Origin of the sequence: Pontibacter sp. HSC-14F20, from assembly GCF_019599265.1 — a bacterium.
Taxonomy (GTDB): Bacteria; Bacteroidota; Bacteroidia; order Cytophagales; family Hymenobacteraceae; genus Pontibacter.
On the sequence record NZ_JAHZTC010000026.1, the window covers coordinates 28,888 to 50,014 of the forward strand.

The window sequence follows — 21,127 nt, forward strand, 5'->3', positions numbered from 1 at the left end:
TTCAGTAAGTTAGAACCGGCTATTGCCCTACGTGCCTCTCAAAGGCCCCTTATCCAACGCAGGTCAGGATCCAGGTAATTTATACATTCACTCAAACATCATTACATGAAATTCCAAAAATTACTCACTTTCCTGTTTGCCCTGCTCCTTGTAACCAGCATGACCTCGTGCGATAAAGATAAAGACAAAGAGCCATCAAACAGAGACTTACTGACAGCCGAAAAATGGACCGGGCATTCCTTCTGGGCATTTGGCAATGATATTTCAGATCTTTTTTTAGAGCAACTTAACTATGACATCAAAAAGAACACGGTCAAGTTTGACAAAGCGGGTACGTACGTGGATTCCTATGAAAGGACTTCAATAAGCGGCACATGGGAATTTGCGAATGACGACAAATCCATCATATTCGATAAAGGAACCGAAGATGAATACACCGCCACCGTACTGTTGCTCACAGATAAAGAACTCCGGATGGATCAGACGGTAGAGACTGAGGAAGGGCCTTTAACACTGGAGGTTCGATTTACCCGATAAACAAAAAAGGCTCCCTTGCAGGAGCCTTTTTTTATTTCAGTACAGCCAGGGTGGCCCCATCGCCTCCCCTTTCCTCGGCCTCGCTGGCCAGACTGACCACTTCTGGTACCGAGTACAGATAGTCGCGCACGACTTGCCGCAGCACGCCATTGCCACGTCCGTGCACGATCTTAATTTCAGGTATACCCAGCATAATTGCTTCGTCGGTGAAGTTCATTACTTTGTTTAAAGCGTCTTCGGCATACTCGCCCCGGATATCAATCGAAGACCCAAAATCGGCCATACGTTGCGTGATGTTCATGCCGCGGGTATAACCTTCTGCTGTTTCGGCTTTCTTTTGTTTTTTGGTCTGCGCCTCGGCTCGCTCCAGGTTATCCACCTTCACAATCGTTTTCAAACCACCGAACAATACCTCCGCAGTTTTGCCTTTTATACCTACGATCTCTCCAACCGAGTCCTGTCCGATCAGCGCCACTGTATCACCGGCTTTGAGCGGTCCGCCGTTGCTGGCAATCCGTTTGTGGGCAGGGCGGGGCTCTTCTTTGCGTACCTTTTCGGTGGCAAATTCTTCGAGTTCGCGGCGGGCCAGTTTGGTTTGCTCCTTCTCAGCCTGACTCTGCTTGATCTGCTGGATGGTAGCTTCGATCTTCTGGTTGGCATCTTTCAGCAGGAGTTTGGCCTTGCCTTTGGCTTCGCGCATCACATCCTGTTTGCTCTCCTCCAGGAAGTTCTTCAGATCAGTATACTCCTTCACATTGCGCTTCAGTTTCAGCTCCAGCGCAGTGGCTTCTTTCAGCTTCTTCTCCAGTTCCTGCTTCTCCGTCTCCAGTTCTTCCAACAGGCGATCATAGCGAATCTTGTCCTTGCCCACCAGACTGCTAGCCTTGTCTACAATGTGTCTTGGCAAGCCAATCTTTCGGGCAATCTCAATTGCAAATGAAGAACCCGGTTTGCCTATTTCCAGTTGGTAAAGCGGCTGCAGGTTTTTGTGGTCGTAGCGCATGGCCCCGTTCACAATGCCTGGCGTGCGCTCGGCAAAGTTCTTCAGGTTGGTATAGTGCGTCGTGATCACGCCAAACACCTTGCTGTCGTTCAGATTCTGCAACACCGCCTCGGCAATGGCACCACCCAACACGGGTTCTGTGCCCGTACCAAATTCGTCTATCAGCACCAAACTCTTGTGATCGGCCACCGTCACAAACTTTTTCATGTTGGTGAGGTGCGAACTATAGGTACTCAGATCGTTTTCGATGGACTGTTCGTCTCCGATGTCGATGAAGATGTCGTGGAAGATACCCGCTTCCGAATTATCAGTCACAGGTATAAGCATACCCGTCTGCAGCATATACTGTACCAGGCCCACCGTTTTTAAACTCACTGACTTACCACCAGCGTTCGGACCAGAAATCAGCAGGATACGCTGCTCACGTGTCAGTTCCAGATCCATCGGCACCGTTGGCTTGCCCATTTGCTTATGCGACAGGTATAGCAGCGGGTGAATGGCTTCTTTCCAGGCGATGTGCGGGTACTTGTGCAGCTTCGGCATCGTTGCCTCTATGCGTCTGGCAAAAGCCGCCTTGGCCCGTATAAAGTCCAACAGGCCCAGGTACTGGTAAGCTTTGCGCAGCTCAGGTATAAAATTGCGCAGCGTATTGGTCAGCCCCACCAGAATGCGGATCAACTCGCGGTGATAGGCATTTTCCAGGTCTTTGATGTCGTTGTTGAGCTCGAAAATAGACTCCGGCTCAATGTATACCGTCTGCCCTGTGTTCGATTCATCGTGGATCAGGCCTTTAATGCGGCGCTTGTGCTCGGCAATCACAGGTATAACCAAACGGCCACCACGAATGGTTGGCTCAGCATCGCCGGGTGTCCAGCCTTCGTTTTTGGCGTGGCGCATGATCGAGCTGATCGTTTTACGCAATTGCCCTTGCTGCGCGATCAGGTCGCGCTTGTAGCGCTGCAGCTCGGGCGAGGCATCGTCGCGCACGGCACCGGCATCATCTACCACTTTGTCGAGGGCAGCGATCAGGGAGCGCTCGACCATTACATGGGCACCCAAGGCTTTCAGAGCTTCAAACTTACCCTCTTCGGTGCTGGAAATAAAGCGCTGCGAATCGCGGATAGTGCGCAAAGACATTTTGATCTCGAAGAAAGCCTGTACTTCCAGGAAAGTACCAGGTATAGCGGCCCGATCGAGGTAGGCAGTTACGTCAAAATAGTGCTGGAGCGGAATCTCGGCGTCGGACTCGAGCAGTTGTTTAAACTCGTTCGTTTGCTCCAACAGGCGCTGCACCAGGTCATGGCGGTTGAGGAAAGTCATGCGGCTGACGAACTGTCGGCCAAGTGGACTCAGGCAAAGTTCCGAAAGCATTTCGCGTACCTGCGCAAAGCCAATTTTTATTTCAAAGTTATCTGGATAGATCAATTGTTATCTCTTAGATTTAGGGCAAATTTAACACAATATAACAAGTAAAGGTGCTGCTTTCGTTCGCCAGGTTTTTATAAATTATTCATTGTTTGGATTGTGGGTTGTTGATTGTTAGGGTATAGGTTTCGGGCATAATTTTGTGGACGATTGCCAGCGCACGATTCGGGCAGGTTTACCGAAACACAATTCAGACAATACTTAGTGCACGATGCGGACAGGCCACGACCTGTCCCTACGATGAAACAATGCTACTTCGTAGCACCAAGATTTTACGATGTAACGTCGCTACAATCAAACTTTTTAACTCTTCAACTTTTTAACTCCCAAACTCATATGGTTCTCGACAAACTCACCAACGCCGACCGCTATACCTGCATGCACCCGCTTTTTGCGCAGGCTTTTCAGTTTTTGCAGGAAGCTGACCTAATGACGCTCCCGCTTGGGCAAAAAGCGATTGTGGGCAAAAACCTCTTTGCGATCATCTCCGAAGGCAGCGGTATACCTGAGTCAGACGCCAAAATAGAGGTGCACCGCCGCTACATCGACATCCAGTATGTGATTGAAGGCACCGACCACATGGGCTGGAGAGACCTGGCGCTGTGCAGCGAGCCCAACGACCCGTATACCGACGAGCGTGATGCTGCTTTCTTTTCGGACAAGCCTGCTTTCTGGTTTGATGTGCCGGCAGGTTCCTTCACCATCTTCTACCCTAACGATGCCCACGCCGCCATGATCACGGAAAAGAATGTGCGCAAGGTGGTGCTGAAGATTGCCGTGAAGCCGGAAGGCCCTGTGGAGGCATGAAAAAGCTAGCCTCTTTGCTAACTTTGCTCTGTCTGGCTACCGCAGCTAGCGCACAATCACAGCCTGATTCTCTCAAAAACCGCGCGTTTGGGAGTTATATTTTCATTCCGATCGAATTCCCGATCATCGACAGCAAAGGGTTTGAGAATGCGGTGGCTGTAGCCGGATTACCGGAGGCCAGGTACCCGACTGCTACCTTAGGTATTGGGTTCCAATTTTATGCGAACCGCGGCATCAGCACGATTTCTTTTGCCACGGGTACCCGCAAAAAAGAGAAAGATACCTATCTGACGGAAATGGAATACCGATCTTTCTCCTTCAACTTCGGCTACGATCTGACCAAAGGCCATCGGTATGCGCTATACCCATACCTGGGATTCAAAGGCAATGGACTTAACTACCTGTACCGCGAGAAATCAGAGGAGACAATTGATCTAGAGGATTACCTGGAAACAGACCTGCAGTATAGGGAAATCCACAACTCGAGAGCACACCTGGACTTGGGTTTCGGCTTTGCCAGGCAGTCTTTTTATCTGATCAATGCCCGGGTAGGCTATCTCGTTCCACTCGAAAAATCACGCTGGACCATCAACGACGACCTGCACCTGAGTGCTGCGCCAGGTACCAGGTATAAGTTTTACTTTTCGATCAACATCGGCTTTGGCGCAATCTTCACCGAAGACGATGTCAGAAGAAGGTATAGTCGTTAACGGGTCAGTTTCAGCAAGTCTCTAATCAGATCCGACGCTGTATAAAGTATAGAAAATTGGTCTAGTACGTCCAGAAAGCCAGTCAACAGATGCGGATTGTCGGCTATATTTGTGAAGTAGGCGATTAGCACATCGTTTTCAGGTATACGGATGACGAGATTACTGAAGCCGCTGGTGTTGCCGGTGTGGTACATTTCCAGTCCTCCTGATTTGCGTCGGCTAAAGAACCAGCCCATACCATAAAAGCCATTCGTATAGTCAGGTATAGGCGCATATACCTGTTCCAGCGCAGGTGCCATACCTGGCTGCTGATTAAGCGCCCGGTGCCAACGCTCGTAGTCGCGCACGGAGGTATAGATGCAGCCATCGCCTTGGGTAGCGGTGCAGGTGCCCTGGTCAGCCAGCACGATATCGCCCGCCTCGTTTCGGGCATAACCCATCGCGCGGTTAGGTATAGCCTCGCCCTTTTCGAAAAGCATGGTGTGGTCCATACCGAGTGGCTCAAAAATCCGCTGTTGCAGAAAATCGGCGTAGGCTATATCTGCCACCTGCTCCACCACCAGCGCCAGCAGCACGTAGCCGGTGTTGCTATACCTGTATTGGGTAGCGGGTGCAAAGTAGGTCGTAGTTTGTGCAGCAGCTATGTCCAGTACTTCCGTATCACTGATCTGCCAATCAGGCCGCTCCTTAACAAATTCCTCATAATCCAGCAAACCGGAGGTGTGGCAGAGCAAATGCCGTAGCGTTACCTGCACTCCTATACCTGGCTGGAAGTCAGGAAAAAACTGCTGCAACGTATCATCATAAGTCAATTGCCCCTCCTGCTCCAACAATTGGACGCACATGGCCGTGAACTGCTTGCTCACCGAAGCTAACCGGAAAGTGATGTCCGGCGTAATTGGTTCGCCGGTAGAAAGATCAGCTATACCTATCCCGCCAGCATACAGTTCCTCTCCGGCCACTGACACTAGCAAGGCTGCGCCTGGTCCATCGGAGGTATAACAACTGCTCAGGTGTTCGTCTAAAGCTTTTTTTAAGTACTGTAGCATAGGAATTTGATTAGGGATACCTTAAAATTTCTCTTCCACCCCGAGTCCGAACAGGGCGTAGTCGTATTTTACCGGATCTTGCGGATCGAAAGTACGCAGATGGTCCGTCAGTTCCTCCGCCGTTTGCCAGTCCATGCCTTTGCGGGTGATCAGGCCTAGGCGGCGGGCCACCCGCTCCACATGCACATCGCAGGGACAAACCAGATCTGCAGGCTGCATTGTGTGCCAGATACCGAAGTCCACGCCACCGTCAGCGGGTCGCACCATCCAGCGCAGGTACATGTTCAGGCGTTTGCAGGCCGACTTACGGGCGGGGGTGGAAATATGCTTGCGGGTACGGTGCGGGGCATCCTCCAGACTAAACACCAGGTTATGAAAATGCTCCAGCCGCTCCTTCTGTGTCCTGATCTCGTTCCGCTCTCCTGTAAAAGCCGTCTCCAGACTCTCGTGCTGCTGGTAGTACCACCGGAACCAGTGGATCAGGTATAGCAGGTCGGTATCGTTGAAGGTCCGGTGCCTGAAACCCAGAAACCGCGGCAGGTCCTGTTCCTGGTGCTGCAGGATGAACTCATGCGGGGCATTGTCCATCAGGTCCATCAGCTTGAGACAGTTGTTAATGATCGTTTTGCGCTGCCCCCAGGCCAGGATGGACGCAAAAAATCCACTGATCTCGATGTCCTGTTTTTTGGTGAAACGGTGCGGAATGGAGACCGGGTCGTTCGGAATAAAGTTGGGTTGGTTGTAGCGGGCTACCCGGTCGTCGAGCAGGGCTTTGATCTGGGCGATATCCTGTTTCATGTGCTTGGTACGAGAAATGGCGCTACGCAAGTTAAGTAATCTGTAGCAGGCAGGCAGCTTCCTGCTGCCGTAGCAGGTACAAAAACGGCAACAAAAAAGCCCGGACAAGTCTGCCCGGGCTTTTTCTTTATCGCTATACCTGCCTAGGGCATGTAAGACAATTCTACTCTGAACTTCTGGTCGATGGCACCCAGCTTCTGGCAGGCTTTCTTGGACAGACGTACTACTACGTTGTTGTTCTCGCCTGTGCTAGGCAGTTTGCCGATCACACGCACGTATACCACCTGGTCGTTCATGGCGTTTTTCACCTGCATAATGGTGCCTACCGGAGCTGATTTGTGCAGTGCCAGGTATTTATTTGTATCTGCTTTCGGGTCGATCATTTCGGCCATACCTGTTTCAAGGATCTTCTTGGCACCGGACACAGAATCTACCATCTCTTCATCATCATCGTCCTCAACGGCAGTTGCAGGCACTGGCGTAGCAGGCTGTGGCGTCAGGACAACGTGTGTGTTGGCCGGGGTCGTGGTGGCAGCTGCAGTCTCGGTGGAAGCCACTGCTGTTTCTGTTACACTATCTTTTGCGATTTCGTCATCCGTCTCGCTCACGTAGATCGGATTCTTGGACGCTACCGGCTGACCTTTGCCTACGATCAGCAAAGCTCCTACACTGATCGTGTTATCAGGCAGGTTATTCCAGCGCTTGATATCATCCACTTTCACAGCGTGCATGCGCGAGATCGAGTAAAGCGTCTGCTGCGGCTCTACCTGGTGCAGTTTCTCACCACGGCTGTTTACCGTAAAGGTGCGGTTGCTGGCCGTGCCCGCTACAGGCGACTGCTTAACAGCGGCTGGCGCTGCGGCATACTTACGCGGGATCAGCACAACCTGGCCCACGTTGATGGTGGTTTGTACCGTTGGGTTGGAATCCACGATCTGGGAGACGGAAACACCATACTTTCTGGAGAGGGCGTAAAGAGTTTCCTTAGGCTCTACGCGGTGCTGCACGTATACCTTACCGTTCTTACGCTCCACACCTACAGAGTCGCGCGGGGCAACCATGCCGAAGGCTGAAGCCGAAAAAGGAAGCAACGGCAATGCTACAAGGGCGATAAGTAAAATTCGGATCATAGCTAAAAGTCGAACTATAAAATTTAAAGAGAATATGCCTTCAAGGAGGTCTTGTTTTGCACGAAATACAAACTGCGCATAAAGATAAAAAAAGTATCTGAACCTACGCCATCAATTGCACCTGCAAGTAACTCATTTAAGTGCGAAAAACCATTTAAATCAAAAACAGCCAGAAAATTATCTAACTTATTTTCATTGGTCCTGCAGTAGTAGCTTACCACCAGGCAGGTATCTGTTTCGGCGTACTCCAGGGCGGTTACTGGCTCACAGTCAAGTTCCTGCACCAAAAAATCGCGTACCTGTTCGTAGTATATTTCGCCTTCCCGGTACAGGTGCGGGTATCGCACAGCCTCAAAACGGAGCTTATGGCAGCGCTGCACCCCATCGGCCGCCTCTTTTTGACTGATATCGCTTCGTATGGTTTTACCGTAACCGCTTTCCAGCAAAAGCAGTTCCTTACCCGTTTGGGTAACTTCGTAGGCCAGCAGCCCACGCTCCTCTATTCCGTAGAAAGCCAGCTCCGACTGCTGCCACAGCGCTATACCTGAGTCAGTTGCAAAAGCCCGTATACCTTTGTGCTGCCCCAGTTTGCGGTCGCCGTAACCGTGCAGGTATAGCACCTGCTTGTGCACATCCTCCAGGCCCAGCCACCAGGTGTTAAGATCAGGCAATTTCAGTTCCAGCAGTGGCGAACCAGTCAGGTGCAAGGTATAGAAACGGGTCTGCAGCAGGTCAGCATCACGCACCTCCAGCGCCATCCAGCCTCCAGGTACATCCAGACGGATACGCCACACGGGCGCTTCAAATTCGTATTTAAAAAGTAGGGAAAGAATAAGCGGGATTTTTTTAGTATCTTATTTCCGATTAAGCTCAAATGTATGAAATCTAACGCAAAAATATGGCAATGGCCGTCACTCCTCCTGCTGGCTCTTCTTTTTTCTTTCACGTCCGCCTGGGCGCAGGAGCGCCAGAAGGTGTTCATCATGGAGATCGGGTCTGAAATCGATCCGCGCACCAACCGCTACACCCAGCTGGCACTGGACGAGGCGACCCGCGTAGAGGCCGACCACATTTTGCTCAAGCTGAATACTTACGGCGGTGCCGTGAACGATGCTGATGCTATCCGCCTGCGCCTGCTTGAGTACCCGAAGCCGGTTTATGTGTTTATCGACAAAAACGCAGCATCAGCCGGAGCACTCATTTCCATTGCCTGCGACAGCATTTACATGGCGCCGGGGGCCAACATCGGGGCGGCCACAGTGGTCGGTGCCGACGGGCAGGCCGCGCCGGGCAAGTACCAGAGCTACATGCGCTCCATTATGCGCTCCACTGCCGAAGCCAACGGCCGTAACCCCAGACTAGCCGAAGCCATGGTAGACGCTGCTGTGGACAGCACCTTGTCGGCAGATCAGGTACTGACCCTCACCACTTCAGAAGCCATCCAGCACGGCTTCAGCGAAGGACAGGCCAACAGCATCGACGAAGTGTTGCAAAAGCTCAACTTGCAGGACGCCGAGATCATCCGCTACGAACTCAGCTCAACCAACAAAGTCATTTCATTCTTTCTGAATCCCGTTATCAGCGGTATTCTGATCCTGATCATCATTGGCGGACTCTGGTTCGAACTGCAGACTCCGGGCGTAGGTTTTCCGCTCATGGCAGCTATCATCGCAGGCGTGCTATACCTGACTCCTTTCTACCTCAATGGCCTGGCCGAGCATTGGGAGATCCTGCTGTTCATTGTCGGGCTGGTGCTCATTGCGCTGGAAGTGTTTGTGGTGCCAGGATTTGGGGTGACAGGTATAAGTGGCATCTCGCTGGTGTTTTTGTCGCTGCTGCTGATCATGATCAATAACCAGGCCTTTGACTTTACATTCGTTTCGTCTGAGCGCCTGATGGAAAGCCTGGTTTCTGTGCTGCTGGGTATGATCAGTGCCGTGATCATTGTAGTGCTGACCTGGAATCGTGTGCTAGGTAGCCGCGCCATGCGCCGCATTACACTCGTCAACACCTTCGACAGCAAAGAGGGCTACCGCTCCAGCAATTCGGTTGAGCACCTGATCGGCAAAACAGGTATAGCCTATACCCGCATGGCACCTAGCGGACGGGTGATGATAGAGGACAACGTGTACGACGCGCAGGCCCGAGACGGCTTCATCGACAAGGGCGATGTGGTGCAGGTGATCGACCAAAGTACCTTTGCACTGCGGGTGAAGAAAGTTTAGGAATCTGGGAATTTAGGGAATTGGAATAAGTATTTGCTTTGGTGCAACCCGGGCGGGGTGATCAGGGTCTTGAGAGTATACTTCCGCTAAAACCTCAAATGAAAAAATTCAAGCTATACCTGGTGGCTCCGCTGGCCCTGATGCTGACCGCCATTTCCTGTGACAAAGATGACGACCTGCAGGTGATGGAAGCAACCGCTACCCTGGTTTGGTCAGGTGACTATGCAGTAGACGGATGTGGTTTCATTATTCATTTAGGTGATCAGCATTATAAGCCTGAGAATGAACAGGAAATAGACAATTTATTCAAGCAGCAGGATTCGCATACTGTTCGTATTAAGTATACCTTGCCAGCCAAACCCCGGGAGTATAACTGCGGCTGGGGGGTGCATAAAAAAAGCACTATACGGCTGCTTTCCATCAAAAAAGCGTAGTCTTATAACTGTACAGCAACCTGTAAACTATACCTGATGAAAAACTTACTCTTATCGGCGATTCTAGTCCTGATGACGACATTGGCCTTTACTGCTTGCCAGAACAATACTGAAGGGAACGCTGAAACCGATGATGCCATTCTGTTCTGGTCAGGAGAGTACATGGTGGACGGCTGCGGATTTGAAGTAGAGATAAATGGAAAGCGCTTTAAGCCGGATAACGAAAACGAGATAGACGAGGCATTCAAGATGGAAGGCGAAACTCCTGTGATGATCACCTACGAAAAATTAGGTCGCCAGCTCGACATCCGGTGCGGACTCTCAACCCAAAGCAGAGCCATGGACGCCATCCGGGTGATATCTGTGAAGAAACGGACCTAACCTGCTGCAGGGCTTTTTATACCTGCCTGCTGCATTACTCCCATCTCTTGCGTAACTTGCGGGTGCCTGCCATTGCACGGCTGGCCACTGAAAACCGTCTGTCCTATGCTAATACTCGGTATTATACCTGCCCGCTACGCCTCCACCCGTTTCCCCGGAAAGCCACTTGCCGACATCAATGGCAAAAGCATGATCCGGCGGGTATACGAACAAGCTTCATCATCAGGTTTAACAGAAGTGATCGTAGCTACTGATGATCAGCGCATTCTGGACCACGTGCATGCGTTTGGCGGGAAGGCAGTCATGACAGCGGCACACCACCAAAGCGGCACCGACCGCTGCTTCGAAGCCTACCAGCTGCACGACAAGCCTTTTGAGTACGTGATCAACATTCAGGGAGATGAGCCCTTCATCAAACCTGAGCAGATCGAGCTGTTGGCCACCTGTTTCAATAATCCGCAGACGCAACTGGCAACTTTGATCAAAAAGATCATCACACCGGAGGAGCTTTTCAATGTGAACGCGCCTAAGGTAGTAGTGAGTCACCATGGGGAGGCGCTGTATTTCAGCCGCCAGCCCATCCCTTATTGCCGCAACGTGCCGAACGATATCTGGCACAAACAGCATACCTATTACAAACACATCGGCATTTACGGCTACCGCACCGACATACTGGAGCAGATCACGCAGCTGCCACCTTCCAGCCTGGAACTGGCCGAGTCGCTGGAACAACTGCGCTGGCTAGAAAATGGATACCGCATCACCACAGCTATCACCGAGTTTGAAACCTTCGGCATCGATACCCCGGAAGACCTGGAGAAAGTAAGAGAACTTGGAAGTTAAGGAGCTTGAAGAGTTGTCAGGTACAAGCCCAGCGCACAAATCTCGGGCTAACGGTTATCCAACCTGTTAATTTTACTCATATCTTCTAGCAATCAATAATTTAACACCCAAGCAATCAACTATATCTTGAAGCATTACACCCTACAGCGATTCGTGAAACTGAACCTGTACTTCTTTGGAATGTATGGGCTGCTGACTGCGGCTTGGTACGGTTTTACTGGACGGTTTGGAGAGGACTCGACTAGAGGAGCAATTAGCGAGATACTGGTGAATGCAGCTATCTTCTCGCTGCTGTTTACGATTGCGCTCTTGCTATGGTATAGGAGAACAGAAATCAGAATTCCAGTGAAAAGTATCTCTCCAAAGGCGCTGGATCAGAAGCTGGACGAGATTGGCTATGAACGTATACCCGGCAAGGACAAAGGGGCTGTGCAGGTATACAAGCCCCGACCACCCAAAGCCCCTGCCCTGGCCGGCCGTCTTTTCGTGCAAAAGTCAGCTAACTTCTACCACCTGCAAGGGCCAGTGAGTAAGTTGAAGAGTTTGGGCGATTAGACGTTTGAGAGTTAGGAAATAAGAATTTTGAGAGTGACTTGGCATTGAGAGGCGAGTTGTCTGTATTGGGCCCAAAACGTTTAGCTATTCACAATTCTATTCATCCCGTAAATTCAAGCTTTTTAACTTTCTAACTCATAAACTCCTAAACTAGAATCATCCTCCCGCCTTTTTGGCCTTATACCCGGCCGCTAGCAGTACCTGCAGCACCTTGTCGCGGAAATCGCCCTGAATCAGGATCTCGCCGTCTTTAACAGAACCACCTACGCCACATTTGTTTTTCAGCAGTTTGCCCAGCTCTTTCAGATCGTCTTCCGTACCCACAAAACCTGTTACCAGTGTTACCTGCTTGCCGCCACGGGCTTTCTTGTCGAGCATGACTTTGAGGTTCTGCTGCTGCGGTGGCAGTGTCTCAGCTTCGTGTTCGTGCTCATAATCGTAATTGAAATCAGAATTGGTGGAGTATACCACTCCCTGTCTTCCTTTTTTATTCTTATCACTCATAGTCTTGACTTTTCAATTTTTAGCGTGCTACCACATGCAACGATTGTGGCACCATGCGCACTTCAAACTCCGTTGCCTTGCCCAGATACTCCCCATCAGCGTGGTGCATCATTTCGTGGTCGGTCTGCACTGTTACACCTTCGGTCTTAAAATACTCGGCACTGTCTGCACCAGCCGGTTTGTTAGCCAGCATCGCGTAGCTCAGCTGCAACGCTTTAAACATGTCTAGCTTACGCACCAGACACACGTCCAGCATGCCATCCCTGATGTCGGCCATCGGGGCGATATAGGCATTGTTACCATACTGTGCAGCATTGGCAAAGGCCATTACAAACAACTCCGTTTCGATGGTCTTGCCATTGATAACGGCCTTCACCGGAAGATGGCGGTAGTTGCGTACTTCTTTCAGGATCAGCTCCACATAGGTTTGCAAACCGCGCTTTTTACTCCCTGCAAACACCGAACTGATGTAGGCATCAAAACCTATACCTGCCGTCGTAAAGAAAGGGCGCCCGTTGATAGTTCCGCTGTCTATTTTGGACCGGTGTCCGTCGTTCAGGAAGCGGATGGCCCCGTCAACTGTCAGGGGTACCTGCAGGTGGCGGGCCAGTCCGTTGCCGGAGCCCCTTGGTATAATGCCCAGCGCAGTTTCGGTATGCAGCAGCCCCTGTGATACTTCGTTTACGGTGCCGTCGCCCCCGACGGCTACCACTACACTGCAGCCCTCTGCCGCAGCCTGCCTGGCCAGCTCCGGCGCATGACCGGCATAGGCAGTATATACGATGTCGTGGTCAAACTGCTTGTGGTCCAGGTGCAACTTGATGCGGGCAGCCACATCGACCTTGCTACTGGGTCCGGACTTTGGGTTGATGATAAACCGGTAATGGGGACGTTTGCTCATATAAGCTAGAATCGGCCAAAGGCGCTGCTAACAGGATTAATTCTCCGCAAATTAACCCATTCCGCCGGAGAATAAAAAAAGCCCGGTTTTAGCCGGGCTTCTGTTTTGTAGGTATAGGTTTCTTATTTCAGATGAAAAGTCAGCACAGGTATATTGGAATGATTAACCAGGTCTTCGGCAATACTGCCACTAAGCAGGTGTGCCAGACCAGTACGACCGTGCGTGGCCATCATCACAAGGTCAGCTCCAACTTCCTCTGCAAAGTTCAGGATGCCGTTTTCTTCAATAACATCATTGTATACATTGCTGGTATAGTTCTGCAGTCCGTAACGCTCTGCTGCTTCCTGCATGCGCGTGCGCAGGATGGTACTCGACTCAAATGCGCCCGGAGTGTTGATGTATACCAAGTGTAGCTTCGCACCGAACATCTGCTGGAAGTACTTAAATTTCTCCACGGCTGTACCAATCTCCCGTTTGAAATCAGAAGGCAGCACGATATTACGAATCTTGAAATTGGAGATAGGGCCTTTTACAGTCAGAACCGGGCATTCGGCTGTGCGTACCACCTTCTCGGTGTTCGAACCGATCAGGAATTCATCCATGCCGCTGGCACCTTTCGAGCCCATCACCACCAGGTCTACCTTGTCATCGCTGATCACACGGCGGATCTTGCGGATCACGTTGTCGGCGTCTACCTCCTGCACCACTTCCACTCCAGCATGCTCCACAGTGCGTTCCAGCTCGGCCATGCGGTACTTAGTATTTTCGAGAAGTTTCATCATGTATACCTGCTCCATACCGTTTCCGCCCACCAGGTCGCCGGTTACACTGAAAGAGTAGGAATATGGCATCTCTACCACATGCAGTAGCTTGATGGCAGCCCCGGTCTGTCGTGCAATGACTACAGCCACTTCAAAGGCATTACGGGCCTGGTCAGAAAAGTCGGTAGGTACAAGAATTCTTCTCATAATTTTGTGCGGTTTAGTCTTTCTGTTTGATTTCAGTTGTAAAAATACAGGATTGTAGATGCCTGTGCTATGACAATTGTCATTCCTGATGAAATATAGTAATTTTCTTTTATATACGCTATAAAACACAAAAGCCCACCGGAAAGGCGGGCTTTTGCATATGTTAAGGTATAAACCTAGTGATTAGCCAAGCTTGGCGATCAGGTCAGCAGCTCTGTTAGAGTAGCCAGCCTCGTTGTCGTACCAGCCTACTACTTTCACCAGTGTTTCGTTAGCTGATGTCATCTCTGCGTCGAAGATGCAGGAATGCGTGTTGCCAATGATGTCAATTGAAACGATCGGATCTTCGGTATACTCCAGAATGCCTTTCATTTCGCCTTCAGCAGCTTTCTTCATCGCAGCATTGATCTCTTCTTTTGTAGCTGGTCTCTTCAGTACACAAGTAAGGTCAGTCAAAGAACCATCCGGAATAGGAACGCGCATCGCCACGCCATCCAGTTTGCCTTTCAGATGCGGCATTACCAGGCCAACAGCCTTAGCAGCACCTGTAGAGGTTGGGATGATAGAATAAGCTGCTGCACGCGCTCTTCTCAGGTCGCTGTGCGGTGAATCCTGCAGGCTCTGGTCTGCTGTGTATGCGTGAACAGTTGTAATATATCCTTTTTCGATACCGAAAGTATCGTCCAGTACTTTCGCCATTGGTGCAAGGCAGTTTGTAGTGCACGAAGCATTCGATACGATAGTTTCTTCGCCTGTCAGCACATCTTCGTTAACACCCAGTACTACTGTCGGGATATCGCCTTTGGCTGGAGCTGAGATAACTACTTTGCGGGCACCTGCCTCCAGGTGACCACCAGCGCCCTGCTGGTCCACGAAACGGCCGGTAGATTCCAATACTACGTCTACGCCCAGTTTGCCCCAAGGCAAGTTCTTCGGCTCGCGCTCAGCAGTGATCTGGATTTCTCTGCCATTCACGATAATACCGTTGTCAGAGGCCTCTACTGTACCGTTGAAACGGCCGTGCACTGAGTCATACTTTAGCAAGTGTGCCAGTGTTTTGGTGTTGGTCAGGTCGTTGATAGCCACTACCTCTACGTTGTCCTTCTCCAGAAGGGCCTTAAAAGTAAGTCTGCCGATACGGCCAAAACCGTTAATTGCAACTTTAATTTTAGACATGGTATTTGGGATTGATTTGTTTTTAAATTTGATGGTGCGAAGTTACGATTACAGACAAGGAAAACCAACATATTTTTTCCTGCCTGTCTCTTAATGTTTTACGTGAAATCAGGCTAAAAAATCAAAAAAACATTTGCCTTGTAAGCACTTTGCCTTATATTTGCACCACCAAACGACAAGATGGTCCGTTCGTCTAGGGGTTAGGACTCCAGATTTTCATTCTGGCAACAGGGGTTCGATTCCCCTACGGACTACACAGTAAAGCTTAAAAACCCGCTTATTTCATCAAATAAGTGGGTTTTTTGTTTCCAGAGTAACAGAAAAGTAACAAAATTGTTTTTACAGGTCGCTACTCCCCTTTTCTGCTCTTGTTTTAGCTCTTTCCCAATTAGCACTTTCTAGATTATTTAGACTCTAGCACCATCGTCTCGAATTGCTGTTCTTATAGCCTATGACCGCTCCATGTATGGCTGCTAATTTACGATTAATACCTTCTCATCTTTTCGCGACAGGTAGCCATAGTCATAGCAGAAATAGTGGGTGTTGCTTTTAAGCTTAAGTTCTGGTCGGAAAAGGAGATAAAGTCAAAGCCATTCTGCTCCAGTACTTCCCGTCTGTGCCTGGTCATACCTTCCAAGCAAAGCTATTATAGCAGGCAGCATTTTCGGCGCAGCCAGTAAACAATCTCTTAGATCAGCTGCTCCTTGTACTAGTTATTGTGATGTTTGCCAGCTCTTGACCAATAACGATCTAGTATAACCTCTAATGCACAATGCCTACCATTTCCATGGCGTGTCAAGTGAAATTCAGGTATTATTCCTGTTTAGGGCTTATATCCAAATGTTGACTGCTGATCCTTCAACTTATTTATAACAAAATATTAATAAGAATAGTATAAATTCATATAATTTATATTTTATTATTATTATTTATGAATATTTATATTTAACTATCTAAACGTAATATATATGAAACTAGTACTTCCATTCTTATTATCAGTTATATTACTATCTGGTTGTGGTAGACCTGTTTTATATGGAGTTTCTGCCAGCAACGATTCAGGAAGGGCAATAGATAATAAAATGAAAATCTACATTGATAGAGAAGGTAGTCTATACCCTGAAGCATCTACTCAATCTCCAGTGGATAATGAAAGACTTCTATATCATAAAGGTTTTCTTAGAACTTATTACCAGTATCATACAAAAAAGAAATGGGAGACGATACAACAAGAAGAATATAAAAGTATTCAAAAGAAATATGACGTTTCGCCAAATCCTTCATCTACACTTGCTTCAGAAAACTACAAAAATTGGATAGCCTTACAATCCAAAATCCGAAGCAGTTATATTAATAAACTAAATCATCAAATCGAGACTAATAAGCCTGAAGCTTTAATTATTTTAGTACATGGTTATAATAATGATGTTGATAAAGCGAAATGGTATGAGCAACTTGAACAATACTTATTAAATAATCAATTTAAAGGAAAAGCAGTTCAGTTCCTTGAAGTAAGATGGGATGGTGGTACTAGTACATCTGCACTAGGTATTTGGGGATATGCACAACATTCTATGTACCCTGTTGGCTTAACCTTAAGGAATATAATATCTAACATTAATAATAAAGATTTACCAATACGTATCATTGCTCATAGTACTGGAGCACCATTATCTTGCATTGCACTGTGGAACTCGGAGTCTGCACTAAGTGGAAATGATTTAACTATCTGGGGAAATTCTTATAAAGATCTTTCTGTAGAGCATGAATATACTACTCCAATACATAAATCTATTAGAGTAGCCTTTATAGCTCCTGCAATGCCCTCCTCTCACTTTAATGAATTTACAAAAAGGACAGGGAATATTCTTCAAAGCAATAACTATGATAGAATAATTTTTGGTCATAATAGGAAAGATGCAGCAACTGGCAAGTCAATTTTACCATCAAGTATTGCAGGAGCGACAACTCTAGGGGTTAATTCAGAGGAGTATTGCAAAGAAGTCTTTCCTCGCCTTGATAGTGTTGGTACATATTCTAAGTTAGTAGATTTTACTGGTCCATTAGAAAAGGCAGGGTATAAAAGAGCACATGGGGTAAAGGAGTTTATGGCTACAGGTAATGTATTTGATACTTTTATTGATCTATTAATCTTAGAGAAAGCGCCAACTTCTCATATTCATATAAAGAATTGCTTAAATTAATTAGTAAACGATTAAATTTTCAACAACAAATTCATAAAAAATAATAAAAGTGATTTATTAGAACGATATAAACAATTAATAAAATGAAAACAATATTATTATTTATCATCTTTTTAATCCCTTTCGAACTTTTCAGTCAAAACTTACAACCTGAAGTTTACTTGTTCACTAAGGATGAGACCTTAAGTATGACAAAGTTTGTAAATAATCAAATATTGACAAAGGAAGATAGTGCTGCATGCTCCAAGTTAGTTGACTACCCTGATAAAATTAAAGTTGAAATGTCTAATAAAGCCAAGTACAACATAACAGGTTTAAATAATGACTTTTTGGTGATAGTATTCAGGGATATTTCAACAAATCAAATTGTTCCTATTTCTAATGGGAATCTTAACTCTGTTGAAATAAAAACCGAAAGCAATGAAGTAATCTACACTCAATCTTTATCCAATCTGAATGGAAATTATTTAAGGATTGAATTGTCAAATGTTACAGGCTTTCCTCAAGCATACTCTATAAACAATGTGAGCATATTATATAATGGAGTTACCAGTCCAAAGAATTTTTATTTTAGGTATTTAAGCCGCTTCTCTTCCTATGGAAACATTATTAAAAAATCTCCAGTTGGATTTTGGTTTCCTGTAGGTCAATTCGGTACAAACTTCCAAAAAACACCTCAAGGTATCATCTTTAATACAATTCCTATAGGCGTGGCGCTAGGCACTAAAATCAATTTATATAATGATTTTTATATTGGTCTCTCATACTCACTTGATTATACAATTACTAAAGCAGATGATCCAGCTAATTCATATTCATTTAATTCATTTTCTCATGGACCCATTTTAGATATTAGCGATTATATACATATTGGGTATAATTGGTATGCAAATTTGACAAATAACGAAACATACAATAGGGAGCCTTTCTATGTTGTTGGTATTGGTGTTGAGGTGGTTGATTTATTAAAAAACAAAAAATTAAAATAGTAAACTTTTAATTGGTTTATGAAGAACATATTTACCTTACTATTAATAATTAGTTGTCATTTTGCTTTGGCTCAACAAAAAAGTGTTGAACTTAAATTAAGAACCTTCAAGTCAAAAAATAATAATGTAGATTCTCTCATGGCATTAAATGCCATTAAACTAGCTAACCTAGTATTGAACTCACAAGAGTTTAGAGATTCAATTGGGAAATACGACTTTAAATGTGAAAATTATGGTGAGGCTTGTTCAAGTGACAGAATAAAGGGGAGTGTTATTCTTGACAGCATTTATAGAAATTCGACTTTTGAATTAGACCTTTTAATGAAGAATTGTATAACCGAATATGGGCATTCAGAGGAGGGTAAGAATTATATTCAATCATGCTATAAGAAACTAAGAAAAGATGATAAGAAACTCCCATTCTCATATATATATGCATATCACATTTGTCATGAGTATATGCACATAGTTGGGTATTATCACACAGACCATAAAGACGATGTAGCTGAAAAAGTGGGTTGGATTTCATATCATATTTTAAACAGGTGGTATGATGAAAAACGAAATCTTAATTAAAAGTGAAACTATTAATTCAACTTTGACTAAATAAGAAGTCAAAGGATAACAATGCCAACCTAAAAATGGGTTTTCATTTCCAAAGTCAGTTTGATTATAGTATTACAGCTATAGTAAGTGCAAGAGGATCATTTACTGGTGCGAAAACTGTAAGTAATAACCAGTGGAATTTTGAGCAGCCTGTATAAGTACAAGACATTAAAAGCCGGTTACTAATGTTAAGATAAATAGAGCAAATTTCTGAGAAAAGTGTAATTTGGAAGCAATAAGGAGAAGCAGAATTAGTAAGCATCTATAAAATGGTTTTTGAATTTAACTTGGAAGATCGATACCTGAGCTTGGATGATTTTATAGCTCAAGAACCTGATCTTAAAACGATCGAACAATATGTGTTTGATTATGCGCCATCCAGTGAAGAATATAACCTGACTTGCCACCGGGATGAGATAATCGAATGGTGGGACATTTATGATGTGTGTAAGTAGCAGCAGCAAGGGCTTATAGGCATAGGTGCTCTAAATCCTAACTTAGCTTCTGTTCGAGCAGAGAAGAAATGGGAACAGCTCCTATTCAACCGATACTGGCCTTATGATTACTAATCGCTTTTCAGGGGCACTGCCGGTGCTCGAGAAATGTAAAAAACTTTGTTCTGTAGGTGGTAACTTTAGGTAACTAAACCTAACCTACATGGACGAACCACAACGGATTACCCCGTACCCAGCAAATGCTCTGCAAGAGCTCAACCACTGGGCCTGTGATCTAACTAACGGTCGCGTACAGTTCCAGAATGTCCAGGCTGAAGGAGATCACCTACTAACCTGGAACACAATATTAGTTGGTCAGCTGCAACCTACAGAATGGGCTAATAGCATTTCCATCTCAGAGGAGCCCCAACGGTTAGCGCATATGCTTCTAGTTGCTTACAAGGAGTACGAAGTATAAATAAATAGCCGGTTCCTAACATGAATCCGGCTATTTATTTACGCCTCTAGGTTCGCATTTTCCCACGCCCAGTCTTCTTTGGCCGTATAAGCGCAAACACACATGTAAGGTGGCCGGTACCCTTCTGTATAGTTAGACAGCGCTCCAGCAGCCAGTCGTACTCGCAAGAGATGTCGTAGCTGTCCTCATCCCAGTTACGGTCTGTTCTTCTTTTATATTCTTTCCGCATCAGGCGGTATTCGATCGGCATGTTCAGCTTGCACTGATGTTGCTCCTCATACTCCTGCATTTCTTCTTCCAGATCCAGGAGCGTCTGGCACAGGCTCAGATCATCCATGTAGCTGAGCTTCCACTGCAGGTACGATTCGTTACGGCCTGCAAAGTTGTCCAGGCTTTGACCGAATTCTTTTAAGTCGTTGGTAAAGGCGGTTCTAAGGAAAGCGATTGTTCTAAAGTTGATACGCATGATGAAGTTGATTTAGGTTCTGTCCAGGCAGCACACCGTGTGCTGCTGGTAGAACTTATACTGTTAAGGGAGTCAGTTATTACCTCACCTCCCGGCAACCTTAAAGCAACCTCGTCCTCATCTTCCTCCGCAACGATTAGCAACTTTAAATCAATCTCAAATCAACCCTCCGTAAATTATTACTCCGTACTATTCCGTAAAATCCTCAACTTATAGTTTCCGTAGATTTCTCAATATTTCTGTAAAAAACACTCCTCACAACGCTCTCCGTAACTATTTTACGGATTTTGCTTGTCCTCACAATCATTTCCGTAATTCCTCACCTCGTGGATAATCCGGACCATGTTGACCCCACCTTCCGGTAGTACATTAAGGCCGGATTAGCTGTTGCTGACGAAAGCAACCTCTGACATTCCGGCGGATGCTGACCCCTCTGATAGCAGTATAAGGCACTAAATATTCCGGAGCATGTTGACCCCTCGGGTAAATTCCGGAGCATATTGA

General features: G+C 46.9%; 21 protein-coding genes and 1 tRNA gene. 12 read left to right on the forward strand and 10 right to left on the reverse strand.

What is annotated here, in order from left to right; genetic code table 11:
- The first annotated feature begins 105 nt into the window (after positions 1-105).
- Positions 106-537: a hypothetical protein gene (locus K3G39_RS18845; protein WP_220627727.1), complete on the forward strand. Its 432-nt coding sequence runs from the start codon at positions 106-108 to the stop codon at positions 535-537.
- 31 nt (positions 538-568) lie between these two features.
- On the opposite strand, the gene K3G39_RS18850 is transcribed toward K3G39_RS18845, so the two are convergent.
- The gene (locus tag K3G39_RS18850) at positions 569-2,965 is read right to left on the reverse strand and encodes an endonuclease MutS2 (protein ID WP_220627728.1); all 2,397 of its coding nucleotides are present in this window, start codon (positions 2,963-2,965) and stop codon (positions 569-571) included.
- A gap of 336 nt (positions 2,966-3,301) precedes the next feature.
- Between K3G39_RS18850 and K3G39_RS18855 the strand changes: the two genes are divergently transcribed.
- A complete protein-coding gene (locus K3G39_RS18855) occupies positions 3,302-3,772 on the forward strand; it encodes a YhcH/YjgK/YiaL family protein (protein ID WP_220627729.1) in 471 nt (156 codons plus the stop codon).
- Entirely contained in the window at positions 3,769-4,482 is a 714-nt protein-coding gene (locus K3G39_RS18860) for a hypothetical protein (protein WP_220627730.1), read from the forward strand. Before K3G39_RS18855 ends, K3G39_RS18860 begins: the two co-directional genes overlap by 4 nt.
- Here the strand turns inward: K3G39_RS18860 and K3G39_RS18865 are convergent.
- The 4 genes from K3G39_RS18865 to K3G39_RS18880 all read right to left on the reverse strand — a co-directional run bounded on the left by K3G39_RS18865 (position 4,479) and on the right by K3G39_RS18880 (position 8,253).
- The gene (locus tag K3G39_RS18865; RefSeq protein ID WP_220627731.1) at positions 4,479-5,531 is read right to left on the reverse strand and encodes a serine hydrolase; all 1,053 of its coding nucleotides are present in this window, start codon (positions 5,529-5,531) and stop codon (positions 4,479-4,481) included. The two genes, K3G39_RS18860 and K3G39_RS18865, sit on opposite strands and share 4 nt — an antisense overlap.
- 21 nt (positions 5,532-5,552) lie before the next feature.
- A complete protein-coding gene (locus K3G39_RS18870; RefSeq protein WP_220627732.1) occupies positions 5,553-6,329 on the reverse strand; it encodes a TIGR02757 family protein in 777 nt (258 codons plus the stop codon).
- Positions 6,330-6,472: 143 nt separating this feature from the next.
- Positions 6,473-7,459 (reverse strand): LysM peptidoglycan-binding domain-containing protein, encoded by a 987-nt coding sequence (locus K3G39_RS18875; RefSeq protein WP_255594509.1) that lies wholly within the window; start codon positions 7,457-7,459, stop codon positions 6,473-6,475.
- Positions 7,460-7,482: 23 nt separating this feature from the next.
- Positions 7,483-8,253 carry a DUF4905 domain-containing protein gene (locus K3G39_RS18880; RefSeq protein ID WP_220627733.1) on the reverse strand — a complete coding sequence of 257 codons (771 nt, stop codon included), beginning with the start codon at positions 8,251-8,253 and terminating at the stop codon, positions 7,483-7,485.
- 84 nt (positions 8,254-8,337) lie between these two features.
- On the opposite strand from K3G39_RS18880, the gene K3G39_RS18885 reads away from it, so the two are divergent.
- From K3G39_RS18885 to K3G39_RS18905, 5 genes are all read left to right on the forward strand, one after another.
- Positions 8,338-9,684 (forward strand): nodulation protein NfeD, encoded by a 1,347-nt coding sequence (locus tag K3G39_RS18885; protein ID WP_220627734.1) that lies wholly within the window; start codon positions 8,338-8,340, stop codon positions 9,682-9,684.
- Between the two features lie 98 nt (positions 9,685-9,782).
- Positions 9,783-10,118, forward strand: a complete 336-nt coding sequence (locus tag K3G39_RS18890) for a hypothetical protein (RefSeq protein WP_220627735.1) — start codon at positions 9,783-9,785, stop codon at positions 10,116-10,118.
- A 36-nt stretch (positions 10,119-10,154) separates the two neighbouring features.
- A complete protein-coding gene (locus K3G39_RS18895; protein ID WP_220627736.1) occupies positions 10,155-10,499 on the forward strand; it encodes a hypothetical protein in 345 nt (114 codons plus the stop codon).
- 105 nt (positions 10,500-10,604) lie between these two features.
- Positions 10,605-11,342 carry a 3-deoxy-manno-octulosonate cytidylyltransferase gene (gene kdsB, locus K3G39_RS18900; RefSeq protein WP_220627737.1) on the forward strand — a complete coding sequence of 246 codons (738 nt, stop codon included), beginning with the start codon at positions 10,605-10,607 and terminating at the stop codon, positions 11,340-11,342.
- Positions 11,343-11,468: 126 nt separating this feature from the next.
- Positions 11,469-11,897 (forward strand): hypothetical protein, encoded by a 429-nt coding sequence (locus K3G39_RS18905; protein ID WP_220627738.1) that lies wholly within the window; start codon positions 11,469-11,471, stop codon positions 11,895-11,897.
- Between the two features lie 156 nt (positions 11,898-12,053).
- On the opposite strand, the gene K3G39_RS18910 is transcribed toward K3G39_RS18905, so the two are convergent.
- The 4 genes from K3G39_RS18910 to gap all read right to left on the reverse strand — a co-directional run bounded on the left by K3G39_RS18910 (position 12,054) and on the right by gap (position 15,446).
- Positions 12,054-12,401, reverse strand: coding sequence for a translation initiation factor (locus tag K3G39_RS18910; protein ID WP_220627739.1), 348 nt, complete (start codon positions 12,399-12,401; stop codon positions 12,054-12,056).
- Positions 12,402-12,420: 19 nt separating this feature from the next.
- Complete coding sequence (locus tag K3G39_RS18915; protein WP_220627740.1) at positions 12,421-13,302, reverse strand: diacylglycerol kinase family protein; 882 nt, start codon at positions 13,300-13,302, stop codon at positions 12,421-12,423.
- Between the two features lie 122 nt (positions 13,303-13,424).
- Entirely contained in the window at positions 13,425-14,270 is an 846-nt protein-coding gene (locus tag K3G39_RS18920) for a universal stress protein (RefSeq protein WP_220627741.1), read from the reverse strand.
- Positions 14,271-14,453: 183 nt separating this feature from the next.
- Entirely contained in the window at positions 14,454-15,446 is a 993-nt protein-coding gene (gap, locus tag K3G39_RS18925) for a type I glyceraldehyde-3-phosphate dehydrogenase (RefSeq protein WP_220627742.1), read from the reverse strand.
- A 182-nt stretch (positions 15,447-15,628) separates the two neighbouring features.
- Between gap and K3G39_RS18930 the strand changes: the two genes are divergently transcribed.
- From K3G39_RS18930 to K3G39_RS18945, 4 genes are all read left to right on the forward strand, one after another.
- Positions 15,629-15,700: transfer RNA gene (locus tag K3G39_RS18930), tRNA-Glu, on the forward strand.
- Positions 15,701-16,414: 714 nt separating this feature from the next.
- Complete coding sequence (locus K3G39_RS18935; protein WP_220627743.1) at positions 16,415-17,650, forward strand: alpha/beta hydrolase; 1,236 nt, start codon at positions 16,415-16,417, stop codon at positions 17,648-17,650.
- An 83-nt stretch (positions 17,651-17,733) separates the two neighbouring features.
- Complete coding sequence (locus K3G39_RS18940; protein ID WP_220627744.1) at positions 17,734-18,639, forward strand: hypothetical protein; 906 nt, start codon at positions 17,734-17,736, stop codon at positions 18,637-18,639.
- Positions 18,640-18,657: 18 nt separating this feature from the next.
- Positions 18,658-19,215, forward strand: coding sequence for a hypothetical protein (locus K3G39_RS18945; protein WP_220627745.1), 558 nt, complete (start codon positions 18,658-18,660; stop codon positions 19,213-19,215).
- A 988-nt stretch (positions 19,216-20,203) separates the two neighbouring features.
- Here the strand turns inward: K3G39_RS18945 and K3G39_RS18950 are convergent.
- Complete coding sequence (locus K3G39_RS18950; RefSeq protein WP_220627746.1) at positions 20,204-20,623, reverse strand: hypothetical protein; 420 nt, start codon at positions 20,621-20,623, stop codon at positions 20,204-20,206.
- Positions 20,624-21,127: the final 504 nt, after the last annotated feature.

What these genes read in the sequence shown, in the direction of transcription:
- K3G39_RS18870 (WP_220627732.1), bottom strand. Translation starts at nt 6,329, where the DNA reads ATGAAACAGGATATCGCCCAGATCAAAGCCCTGCTCGACGACCGGGTA.
- gap (WP_220627742.1), bottom strand. Translation starts at nt 15,446, where the DNA reads ATGTCTAAAATTAAAGTTGCAATTAACGGTTTTGGCCGTATCGGCAGA.
- K3G39_RS18855 (WP_220627729.1), top strand. Translation starts at nt 3,302, where the DNA reads ATGGTTCTCGACAAACTCACCAACGCCGACCGCTATACCTGCATGCAC.
- K3G39_RS18950 (WP_220627746.1), bottom strand. Translation starts at nt 20,623, where the DNA reads ATGCGTATCAACTTTAGAACAATCGCTTTCCTTAGAACCGCCTTTACC.
- K3G39_RS18945 (WP_220627745.1), top strand. Translation starts at nt 18,658, where the DNA reads ATGAAGAACATATTTACCTTACTATTAATAATTAGTTGTCATTTTGCT.
- K3G39_RS18875 (WP_255594509.1), bottom strand. Translation starts at nt 7,459, where the DNA reads ATGATCCGAATTTTACTTATCGCCCTTGTAGCATTGCCGTTGCTTCCT.
- K3G39_RS18910 (WP_220627739.1), bottom strand. Translation starts at nt 12,401, where the DNA reads ATGAGTGATAAGAATAAAAAAGGAAGACAGGGAGTGGTATACTCCACC.
- K3G39_RS18940 (WP_220627744.1), top strand. Translation starts at nt 17,734, where the DNA reads ATGAAAACAATATTATTATTTATCATCTTTTTAATCCCTTTCGAACTT.
- K3G39_RS18885 (WP_220627734.1), top strand. Translation starts at nt 8,338, where the DNA reads ATGAAATCTAACGCAAAAATATGGCAATGGCCGTCACTCCTCCTGCTG.
- K3G39_RS18890 (WP_220627735.1), top strand. Translation starts at nt 9,783, where the DNA reads ATGAAAAAATTCAAGCTATACCTGGTGGCTCCGCTGGCCCTGATGCTG.
- K3G39_RS18860 (WP_220627730.1), top strand. Translation starts at nt 3,769, where the DNA reads ATGAAAAAGCTAGCCTCTTTGCTAACTTTGCTCTGTCTGGCTACCGCA.
- K3G39_RS18895 (WP_220627736.1), top strand. Translation starts at nt 10,155, where the DNA reads ATGAAAAACTTACTCTTATCGGCGATTCTAGTCCTGATGACGACATTG.
- K3G39_RS18920 (WP_220627741.1), bottom strand. Translation starts at nt 14,270, where the DNA reads ATGAGAAGAATTCTTGTACCTACCGACTTTTCTGACCAGGCCCGTAAT.
- K3G39_RS18935 (WP_220627743.1), top strand. Translation starts at nt 16,415, where the DNA reads ATGAAACTAGTACTTCCATTCTTATTATCAGTTATATTACTATCTGGT.
- K3G39_RS18845 (WP_220627727.1), top strand. Translation starts at nt 106, where the DNA reads ATGAAATTCCAAAAATTACTCACTTTCCTGTTTGCCCTGCTCCTTGTA.
- K3G39_RS18865 (WP_220627731.1), bottom strand. Translation starts at nt 5,531, where the DNA reads ATGCTACAGTACTTAAAAAAAGCTTTAGACGAACACCTGAGCAGTTGT.
- kdsB (WP_220627737.1), top strand. Translation starts at nt 10,605, where the DNA reads ATGCTAATACTCGGTATTATACCTGCCCGCTACGCCTCCACCCGTTTC.
- K3G39_RS18915 (WP_220627740.1), bottom strand. Translation starts at nt 13,302, where the DNA reads ATGAGCAAACGTCCCCATTACCGGTTTATCATCAACCCAAAGTCCGGA.